8 protein-coding genes are annotated in these 10,589 nt (G+C 60.2%); 7 read left to right on the forward strand and 1 reads right to left on the reverse strand.

What is annotated here, in order from left to right; genetic code table 11:
- The first annotated feature begins 221 nt into the window (after window positions 1-221).
- Entirely contained in the window at window positions 222-2,474 is a 2,253-nt protein-coding gene (gene katG / locus KGB24_RS01225; protein WP_223416363.1) for a catalase/peroxidase HPI, read from the forward strand.
- A gap of 788 nt (window positions 2,475-3,262) precedes the next feature.
- On the opposite strand, the gene KGB24_RS01230 is transcribed toward katG, so the two are convergent.
- Window positions 3,263-3,943, reverse strand: a complete 681-nt coding sequence (locus tag KGB24_RS01230) for a GntR family transcriptional regulator (RefSeq protein ID WP_032829125.1) — start codon at window positions 3,941-3,943, stop codon at window positions 3,263-3,265.
- 195 nt (window positions 3,944-4,138) lie between these two features.
- Between KGB24_RS01230 and KGB24_RS01235 the strand changes: the two genes are divergently transcribed.
- From KGB24_RS01235 to KGB24_RS01260, 6 genes are all read left to right on the forward strand, one after another.
- A complete protein-coding gene (locus KGB24_RS01235; RefSeq protein ID WP_192228393.1) occupies window positions 4,139-4,939 on the forward strand; it encodes a shikimate dehydrogenase family protein in 801 nt (266 codons plus the stop codon).
- 31 nt (window positions 4,940-4,970) lie between these two features.
- Complete coding sequence (locus tag KGB24_RS01240; RefSeq protein WP_223416364.1) at window positions 4,971-5,663, forward strand: SDR family NAD(P)-dependent oxidoreductase; 693 nt, start codon at window positions 4,971-4,973, stop codon at window positions 5,661-5,663.
- A 130-nt stretch (window positions 5,664-5,793) separates the two neighbouring features.
- A complete protein-coding gene (locus KGB24_RS01245; RefSeq protein ID WP_223416365.1) occupies window positions 5,794-6,885 on the forward strand; it encodes a glycerol dehydrogenase in 1,092 nt (363 codons plus the stop codon).
- A 106-nt stretch (window positions 6,886-6,991) separates the two neighbouring features.
- Window positions 6,992-7,879, forward strand: a complete 888-nt coding sequence (locus KGB24_RS01250; protein WP_192228395.1) for a transketolase — start codon at window positions 6,992-6,994, stop codon at window positions 7,877-7,879.
- Between the two features lie 2 nt (window positions 7,880-7,881).
- Window positions 7,882-8,862, forward strand: coding sequence for a transketolase family protein (locus KGB24_RS01255; protein WP_223416366.1), 981 nt, complete (start codon window positions 7,882-7,884; stop codon window positions 8,860-8,862).
- Window positions 8,863-9,064: 202 nt separating this feature from the next.
- On the forward strand, window positions 9,065-10,372 hold the full coding sequence (locus tag KGB24_RS01260) for an MFS transporter (protein ID WP_223416367.1): 1,308 nt from the start codon (window positions 9,065-9,067) through the stop codon (window positions 10,370-10,372).
- Window positions 10,373-10,589 lie beyond the last annotated feature (217 nt).

The following is a 10,589-nucleotide window of genomic DNA, read 5'->3' on the forward strand; positions in this document are numbered from 1 at the left end:
CGCTGAAAAGGAGACAGGAATGAGCCCGAAGCTTGACTAGGCCACCCGTGGGCCACCGCGCAGGCAACCTGATTGCCGCTGTTCAGAATTCCCGTGTGGTCACCACAATCAGTTGATCCAACTGCTGGCCCTGCAGCCTATGTCCTTGATTCCGCTCGTTGCTATTTAACGCCCGCCCCGGGCCCGATAGCCGGAAGAACACGACCAAAGGTAGCTCGCACATGGCAAACGAATCGAAATGCCCGTTCAATCATGCCGCAGGCGGTGGCACCACCAACCGTGACTGGTGGCCGAACCAACTGAATCTGAAGATCCTGCACCAGCACTCGTCCCTGTCAGACCCCATGGACGAAGGCTTCAACTACGCCGAAGCGTTCAAAAAACTCGACTTTGCGGCGGTCAAGCGAGACTTGACGGCACTGATGACCGATTCGCAAGACTGGTGGCCAGCAGACTTCGGTCACTATGGGCCGCTGTTCATCCGCATGGCCTGGCACGCCGCTGGCACATACCGTACCGGTGATGGTCGTGGCGGTGCCGGTTCCGGTCAACAGCGCTTTGCCCCGCTCAACAGCTGGCCGGACAACGTCAGCCTCGACAAGGCGCGCCGGCTGCTGTGGCCGATCAAGCAAAAGTATGGCAACAACATTTCCTGGGCCGACCTGATCGTCCTCACCGGTAACGTCGCGCTGGAGTCGATGGGCTTCAAGACCTTTGGTTTTTCCGGTGGCCGCGCGGACGTGTGGGAACCCGATGAAGACGTTTATTGGGGCTCGGAAAACAAATGGCTGGGCGGTGACGTTCGCTACGACAAAGCGCAAAAACCCGTGCAAGCACCCGGCGATGTTCCACTGGTGGCCGAGCCTGGGAGAAATGAAGACAGCCGTACCGATGAGGGGCGCAATCTGGAAAACCCACTGGCCGCCGTGCAGATGGGCCTGATCTATGTGAACCCGGAAGGTCCGGAAGGCAATCCCGATCCCGTCGCTTCGGCCCTGGACATCCGCGAAACGTTCGGCCGCATGGCCATGAACGACGAAGAAACCGTGGCCCTGATCGCCGGCGGCCACGCCTTCGGTAAAACCCACGGCGCCGGCCCTGCCGACAACGTCGGTGCCGAGCCGGAAGCCGCCGGTCTCGAAGCCCAGGGCCTTGGCTGGAAAAACAGCTTCGGCACCGGTAAAGGCCCGGACACCATCACCAGCGGGCTGGAAGTAACCTGGACCACCACGCCTACCCGGTGGAGCAACAACTACCTGGAAAACCTGTTCGGCTTCGAGTGGGAATTGAGCAAAAGCCCGGCAGGCGCAAACCAGTGGGTGGCTAAAAACGGCGCCGGGGCCGGCACTATTCCGGATGCACACGACCCGTCCAAGCGGCGTAACCCGACCATGCTCACCTCGGACCTGGCGCTGCGCTTCGACCCGATCTATGAACCGATTGCCCGGCGCTTCCTGGCCAATCCGGATCAGTTGGCCGACGCCTTCGCCCGTGCCTGGTTCAAGCTGATCCACCGCGACATGGGCCCGCTCTCGCGCTACCTCGGCCCGGAAATGCCCAAGGAGGAACTGTTGTGGCAAGACCCGATTCCGCCGGTCGACCATGCCTTGGTCAACGACAGTGACGTCGCAGCACTCAAGAGCAAAATCCTCGCCTCTGGCCTGAGCGTCTCGCAGCTGGTATCAACGGCCTGGGCGGCGGCGTCGAGCTTCCGTGGCTCCGACAAACGTGGCGGCGCCAACGGTGGACGCCTGCGACTGGCGCCACAGAAATCCTGGCAAGCCAACCAGCCCGAACAACTGGCGAGTGTGCTGGCGAAACTGGAAAGCATTCAGCGTGAGTTCAACAACACCGGCAAGAAAATCTCGCTGGCGGACCTGATCGTGCTGGCCGGCAGCGCCGCTGTCGAACAAGCCGCAAAAAATGCCGGTCACAGCGTGACGGTGCCGTTCACACCGGGACGGACGGACGCCTCGCAAGAGCAGACGGACGTCGAATCCTTCGGCTTCCTCGAACCCATCGCCGATGGTTTCCGCAACTACCTGAAAACCCGCTACCGCGTAACGGCCGAGCACCTGTTGATCGACAAGGCGCAACAACTGACCCTCAGCGCACCCGAAATGACTGTGCTCGTGGGCGGTTTGCGGGTGTTGAACACCAACGTCGGGCAGACCCGACACGGCGTGTTTACCCAGCAACCGGAGGCATTGACCAACGACTTCTTCAAAAACCTGCTGGACATGGGGGTGGAATGGAAGCCGGTGTCGGACGCCAATCAGGAGTTCGAAGGCCGCGATCGCAAAACCGGCCAAGTGAAATGGACCGGGACGCGGGTCGATCTGGTCTTTGGCTCGAATGCGCAACTGCGGGCCTTGGCCGAACTGTATGCCAGCAGTGATGCGAAGGAGAAATTCGTCAAAGACTTCGTAGCGGCCTGGACGAAGGTGATGAACCTGGATCGTTTTGACCTGTAGGAGCCAGCTTGCTGGCGAAGCGGTGGTGGCCGTGAGGACGCCATCGCCGGCAAGCCGGCTCCTACAAATTGCGGGTTATACCCGACCTGTAGGAGCCAGCTTGCTGGCGAAGCGGTGGTAGCCGTGATGACGCCATCGCCGGCAAGCCGGCTCCTACAGGTTACGGGGTTCATCGACGGATTCTTGTAAATAAACGGTACCGCTGAAACAACAACGCCTCCCAAGTGGAGGCGTTGTGCTTGTTGCGCATTGAAGGAAGGAATCAGGTCGGAGAGATCGTGGCCAAGGCACCGATCAAAATGGTTAACAGCAGAAATCCACCCAGAAAAATGGCCATCTTGGGCATGGGGCCTCCTACATGATGAGTTTGCGGTTCAGTGGCTACCGCGACTGCGGACCGTGCGGTCATTGTGGGCCGCAGGCCGAGTACATGACAGATGCAGATAGCGCAGAAAAATACGGATCAGAGCAAAACCCCAGGCGAGTCCGGCGTCTCGAAAAATCACAGAAAACCCCGACACCGAAACCCATAACGCAAAGACCTCGGCGAGATTGCTGAATCCTGTTCAAAACACCTTTGCGCAATCAGGCGTTCTGCTCGGGAGGGCTGGCAACGATACTGAAGCCCTCAAGGTTGACCGCTCAAAGGTGGCGAAGGTGGCAAGTGGATTGCCCGACTGAACGTTCCAGTGCCACCCCGCTCGGCCAGCCATAAAACGACAGCGCCCGAGGCTCCTGATGTGGAGCTCGGGCGGCAGGTTCAGCTTGATGCGACAGAGGCGCGGTGGTTATGCCTCAGCGAGGTTTTCCTTTTTCTCAAGCCAATCGATCATCAGCTCGCCCCAGGCGATATCGGCCTGCATGGCGTCTTTGGCTTTGGCCGAGTCACGGGTACGCAAGCCGTCCAGCACTTCGAAATGCTTGTGTTTGGCGCTGGCCAACTCTCGCTTGGGCACCTCGGCATGAAACCGGCTCAGCAGCGGCCCCATGATGACCCACATGTTTTCCAGGGTTTTCGACACCACGGGCATGCGCGCCGCAGAGATCAAACCGAAGTGGAACTCGCGGTTGAGCAGCGCCGCCTGTTTGTAGTCGACCGAAACCGCCTTCTGGAACGCGTCCTGAATGGCTTCGAGTTTCTCCAGTTCCGGCTGGGTGATCCGCTGGGCCGCCACGCCGGCCGCCTCGCCTTCCAGCAAATGGCGGATCAACTGGATTTCACGCAGCTGGCTGACCGTCAGCTCCGGCACATAGATCGAGGTCGCCGCTTTCATGTCCAGCGCATGGTCACTGACCAGACGGAAAATCGCTTCCCGCACGGGGGTGATCGACACACCGAATTCCTCGGCCAGCGTACTGATACGCAGCCGGTCGCCGGGTTGGTACTGCCCGTCCATCAACGCGGTGCGAATAATGGAATACACCCGTTCGCTCAAGTTGCCTTTATCAATGGGCTTATGCACGGTCACGGTTACTCGATCTCCAGGTTCAATGAAGGTGCGCCGGCTCGGCAGATTGACTGACCTGCAGGCCTCAAGCGCGAATAACGCATGATACATCATCGGTTTTCCACCGCTACTGCGTCTGGATTCACCACCGTGTTGACTCACGCTCACATTGAGGATATATCATGCATCACAACAAAATCACAAAGGAACATGGCAATGCCTATCACCGGTAAAACCCGGGTCGTGGTTCATCTCACCTACCCTGCCAAACACTTGCGCACCCCGGAATTTTTCAACCCGCTGCTGGAACGTCTCGGCCACGACGGCGTGTTGGTGCCCTGGGAAGTCTCACCGGCCAACCTCGCCACGGCGTGGGAAGGTTTGCGCGGGATTGAAAACCTGGCGGGGGTGATTGTCACCGTGCCGCACAAGCTTGAGGTGGCGAAATTGTGCGATGAGCTCAAAGGCACGGCCAGCCTGTTGCAAGTGTGCAACGTCGCCAAACGCCTGCCCGACGGCCGCTTCAGCGGGCGCATGTTCGATGGCGACGGCTTTGTCGCTGGCCTGAAAAAGCAGGGCCATGACCTGAGCAACAAACGCGTTTTATTGCTCGGTGCGGGGGGCGCAGCGACGGGCATTGCTCACGCACTGCTCGCCGAGCCTCTTCAAGAGTTGGTGATCAGCAACCGCACGCCGGCCAAGGCTGAAGCGCTGGCCCATGAACTGCGGCAGATGTTCCCCGGTCGGCAGGTCAGCGCCGGCCTCGCCGACGCGACGGGTTTCGATGTGGTGATCAACGGCACCGCGTTGGGCCTCAAAGCCGAAGACCCGCTGCCGTTGCCTGTCGAAACCCTCGCCCCCGGCACGGTGGTCGGTGAAGTGGTGATGAACCCGGACATCACCCCGCTGCTGAGCGCCGCCGCCGAGCGTGGCTGCGTCATTCATAAAGGTGCGCACATGATTACCGGCCAGATCGATCTGCTGGCCGAGTTTCTGTTTTCCAGATCGGGCGTGTGATGCGCCCGCCTCCCCTGCATAAGGAAAGACCATGAAAAAGACTGCAATCGTGACTGGCGGCGGCTCCGGCATCGGCCTGGCCACTGCTCAACGTCTGCACGCGGACGGTTATGAGGTGTTCACCGTGGGGCTCGGCGAACCCGAGCAACGGGTCGAGGGCATTCATTACCGGGAACTGGACGTGACCGACGACGAAGCGGTCAGCAGCTTCTTCGAGCCGTTCGAGCGCATCGACGCCATCGTCAATGCCGCCGGCATCATTGACCACAACCGCGAGTGGGCGCTGGAAGGCTTCAGCCGCGTAATGGACGTCAACCTCACCGCCGTAATGCGCATCACAAACGCGGCCCTGCCCGGCCTGAAAGCCGCGCGCGGGGCGGTGGTCAATTTCGCCTCGATGCTGGCGATTTTCGGCTCCGCCAAGACCCCGGCCTATGCATCGAGCAAAGCGGCCATTTCCGAACTGACCCGCTGCATGGCCGTGGCCTGGGCGACCGATGGCGTGCGGGCCAATGCCGTGGCGCCGGGCTGGATCATGACCAACCTGTCGCGCCGAGCGTTCGAGGACCCGACGCGATCCGAAGGGATCATGGCGCGTATCCCGATGAAGAGCTGGGGGGAGCCGGAAGACGTGGCCAACGTGATCGCCTTCCTGGTGTCGGACAACGCGCGTTACGTGACGGGGGCAACCTTGCCGGTCGACGGCGGTTATTCGATCGCCTGAGGTCATCTCGTCGCTTGAGCGCTTGACCGTTTAAATACATGATATATCATGCATCACAACAAGACCGAGACCCCGGCAGCCTGTCGCCGAGTCCTCGAATAACAATAAGCAGTGAAGTGAGAGGTTCTGAATGAATCTGGTTTTCGGCTCGCCCGGACGGTATGTCCAAGGCACTGAAGTGCTCGCCCAAGCGGGCACTTATCTGGCGCACTGCGGACGCCAGGCCGTGGTGGTCATCGACAGTTATGTGCTGGGCCTGATCCGGCAACGCCTCGATGCCACCTCTGCGCAATATGGTGTCGAGTTGCACTACATCACCTTCGACGGCGAGATCACCGCCGACGGCATCGCCGGTCTGAGAACGGCGGCTTCAGAGGTCGAGTTCGACATGATCCTCGCTGTCGGTGGCGGCAAGTGCATCGACGCCGGCAAGGCTCTCGCCCACACCTCGGGTCGTGCGCTGATCACCATGCCGACCGTGGCCTCCAACGATGCACCCACGTCGAAAAACTACGTGGTCTACGACGCCCACCATCAACTGAGCGAAGTCGGCCACTTGCTGGTCAGCCCGCGCTATGTGCTGGTGGACACCGCGTTGATCGCCCAGGCACCACGTCAGTTCTTGCTCGCGGGGATTGCCGATGCGCTGACTAAAAAATTCGAAGCCGAGCAGTGCTACAAGTCCGGTGGCGTGAACATGTTTGGTGCCCGCCCGGCACTGTCAGGGTTGGTGCTCGCCCGCGAGTGCTATCACATCATTCGCCAATACGCCGAACCCGCGCTGGCGCAGGCCGGTACCGGCGAGGTCACGGTCGCCTTCGACCACCTGATTGAAGCGGTGCTGTTGATGAGCGGCCTGGGGTTCGAAAGCGGCGGCTTGTCCATTGCCCACGCGATGACCCGTGGCCTGTCGAAAATCCCCGGCGCGCAACAGCAGGTCCACGGTTTCCAGGTGGCCTACGGCTTACTCGTGCAGTTGGTACTGGAAGATCGCGACGCCGAACTCATGGGCGACATGTTGAGCTTCTATCAACGCATCGGCCTGCCCCGCAACTTGACCGAACTGGGCGTACTCAACATCGATGATTCGGTGTTGATGCAAGTGGCCGAGCCCACCTTGAAAGCGCCTCACGCTCGCAATTTTCTCTCGGTATCGGGCGACGCACTGACGTGTGACGAATTGATCGGGGCGATGCGCGCGCTGGAAGGCCTGACCCACTGAGCACCGACTCAAAAGCGCCGTTGAACCCACCACTATCCGGGTGAAGTTCAAACCCCGCCGCTGAGATTCAACTTCAACAAATTCATGCCTGTGATTGGAGGTAGAGATGTCTGCACCCCGCAAAACACTCGAACAGTGGAAAGCCAGCAATTTTGTGCCGTCCGCCGAGACCGTAAGGATGTTGAAAGACCGGGCGAAATTCGTCCGCCTGGAAACGATCCGCCTGATTGAAATCGCCAAGACCGGCCACTACACCTCGGTGTTTTCCGCCGCCGAATTGTTCTCGGCGCTGTACTACGACGTGATGACCATTCGCCCCGACGAACCGAAATGGCCGGGCCGCGACCGCTTCTTGATGGGCAAGGGCCACGCTGCCGTGGGCCAGTTCCCGATCCTGGCGGACCTTGGCGTGTTCCCCAAGGAGTGGCTCGATGAATACACGCGCCTGGGCAGCCCTTTGGGCGATCACCCTGACATGCGCAAAGTGCCCGGCATCGACTTCTCTTCCGGCTCCATCGGCCACGCTCTCTCCGGCGGCCTGGGCATGTGTCTGGCGCAGCGTTTCACCGGCGAAGTCTACGACGTGTTCGTCATGCTCGGAGACGGTGAAATGCAGGAAGGCCAGGTCTGGGAAGCCGCAATGAGCGCCGCTCATCACAAAGCCCGGCACCTGATCGCGATTGTCGACCGCAACGGCTTCCAGCTCGACGGCTCGGTCGACGACGTGATCGGCATCGAACCGCTGGACGAAAAATGGCGCGCGTTCGGTTGGGAAGTGCACGTCATCGACGGCCACAACATTGCCGAAGTGACTGAAACCCTGCGCCGTGTCAAAGCCGATGAAACCCGCGACAAGCCGGTGTGCATCATCGCCAAAACCGTCAAGGGCAAAGGCGTTTCCTACATGGAAACCGAACCCGGCTGGCACCTCGGTTACCTCGACCCGGAAGACGCCAAACGCGCTATCGCTGAAATTGAAGCCATGGAGATCTGAACATGAATGCCCCTCTTTCCCCCAATTCCTGGCAGTACCGTGGCCTTAACGCGCTCAACCCTGGCCTGTCGTATTTGTCCGATGCGCTGATTGAGCTGACTGAGGCCGGGTATCCGGTGATGGCCGGTTCCGCCGACCTGCAGTACTCCAACGGCCTGAACAAATTCGCCAGCCGCTACCCCGAGCGCTACCTGCAATTCGGTATCTCGGAGCAGAACATGGTCACGGCCGCCGCCGGTCTGGCCACCTGCGGAGTGATGCCGTTCGTGGCGACCTTTGCCTCGTTCCTCGGTTTGTTGTGCTGCGAACAGATCCGCATGGACGTCGCCTACTCGGCGCAACCGGTGCGCCTGATCGGGCACCACACCGGCATTTCCCTGGGCTTCTATGGCACCTCGCACCACGCCACCGAAGACATCGCCACCATGCGCTCGATCGCTGATCTGGCGGTGGTGTCGCCGGCGGACGGCGCGCAACTGGTCGCAGCGATCAAAGCCTCGGCCACCTACGACAAGCCGGTGTATTTCCGCATTGGTCGCGGTCGCGATCCGATCGTTTACGAAGACGGCGTGACCTTCGAATTCGGCAAGGCTCATGAACACTTCGAAGGCGAGGAACTGACCATCATCGCCTGCGGCATCACCGTACATCCGGCACTGGCGGCGGCTCGCAAAATGAATGCCGAAGGGCGTTCGATAGGCGTGATCGACATGGCGTCGATCAAGCCGATCGACCGTGACGCCATCCTGCGCGCCGCTGCACGCAGCAAACGCATGATGACCGTCGAAGAGCACAACGTGCTTGGTGGCCTGGGCGCTGCGGTGGCCGAAGTGCTGGCGGATGAAGGCGTCGGCGTGAAACTCAAGCGCCACGGCATCTACGACGAGTACAGCCTGATCGCACCACCGACGCACTTGTACGAGCACTACAAACTGGATGCCGCCGGCATCGAGGAAGTAGCGCTGGCGCATCTGCGCGCCTGATCCGCAGACGCCACCTGTAGGAGCCGGCTTGCCGGCGATGAAATCACCACGGTGCACCTGACACACCGCGGTGCCTGGATCGCCAGCAAGCTGGCTCCTACAAGGTTTTGCATTCAGGGACATCTCGTTTTTTCAGGGAGCTTTACGCAACTCATCGTTACCCACCACATCCCGTGGTTCATGAAACATCTCGGAGCCAACAATGAATAACATCACCGAGACCATGCCCGACTACTCGATCGGGCAGGCCAAAACACGTACCACCTTGCGCAGAAAGTCATTGATGGCCACCGGCGTCGGCAACCTGCTGGAATGGTTCGACTGGACGATCTATACCGTCGCATCGGTGTACATCGCGGCGGCACTCTTCGATAAAAGCAACGCCACTTCTGCCCTCCTCAACACGTTGGCGGTGTTTGCCGCCGGGTTCCTGTTACGGCCGATTGGCGGCATCTTCTTTGGCATCCTTGCCGACAGACTCGGCAGGCGCATGGTGCTGCTCAGCACCATGCTGCTGATGGCCAGCGCCAGTTTGCTGATTGCGTTCATCCCCTCGTATGACGCAATTGGCAGTTGGGCGTCGGCGCTCCTGCTGTTGGCCAGGCTGGTACAGGGCTTTGCCCACGGTGGAGAAACCACCACCTCTTACGCCTACATCGCTGAAATCGCTCCGCCGAAACGTCGCGGGTTGTGGTCGAGCACGGTGTTTCTCGCGGTGGGTTGCGGATCGTTGCTGGCGACGTTTTACATGGCCTTGCTGACGTCGTTGCTGTCGGTCAGTGAAATGCAGGAATGGGGCTGGCGTATCCCCTTCGCCACCGGTGGCCTGTTAGCGGTGGTTGCCTTGTGGCTGCGTCGCAACATGATGGAAAGCGAGCACAGCCCAAGTGCCAGTGGTACGTGCGAAGAACCGGCGTGGAGTCGCGGCACAATCATTCAGCACGGCGTTCGGTTGTTTCTGTATGAAGCGGGCGCCACGTTGACGTATTACACGTGGGTGACTTCGGCGTCGATCTACGCCATCAGTGTCAAGGGCATGGACCCGCGTAGTGCATTCACCATGAGTTGCATTGCTCAGGTCATTTACCTGGTGTTTTTGCCGATCTCGGGCTGGATCTCGGATCAGTGGGGACGCAAGATTTCGGCGCTGATTTCGTTGCTCGGGATCGCCGCGACGCTGTTCCCGCTGTGGGGGATGATTTCCAGTGAACCGTGGACGTTGATGGTGGCGCAGACGGCTGGATTATTGTTGGTGGGCTTTATCACCGGCTGTAAACCGGCTTCGATTTCGGAGCAGATTCCGACCCGTTATCGCACACGGATGTTCGGGGTTTGCATTTCTTTGGGGGTGGCGGTGTTTGGGGGGACGGCTTCGTACCTGACGACCTGGTTGTACTCGGAGAATATTGGGTGGATGTTCAACATTTACTTGATTGTGGTTGCGGTGATTGCCAGTGCTGTGGTGCTGATGTGGAAGAATAACCATGGGGTGCCGATTGACAAGGTCTGACTTGGGGTTGGGGGTTTATCCGTTTCTTCGGTAACGGCGGCTATTGGTTTCGCCCTTACGGCGAGTCACTTGGAAGAGCCCCAAGTAACCAAGGGCTCTTGCCCCTTTCGTTCGGTGCCTCGCCTAGGCTCGGCATGCCCTCGCTCCGGTCCTGCTCCGTGGGCCCGCCGCCATCGGCCATCCATGGCCGGGGGCGGCTAACCCGGCATCCATGCCG

The organism is Pseudomonas sp. BF-RE-25 (assembly GCF_019956105.1).
GTDB lineage: Bacteria > Pseudomonadota > Gammaproteobacteria > Pseudomonadales > Pseudomonadaceae > Aquipseudomonas > Aquipseudomonas migulae.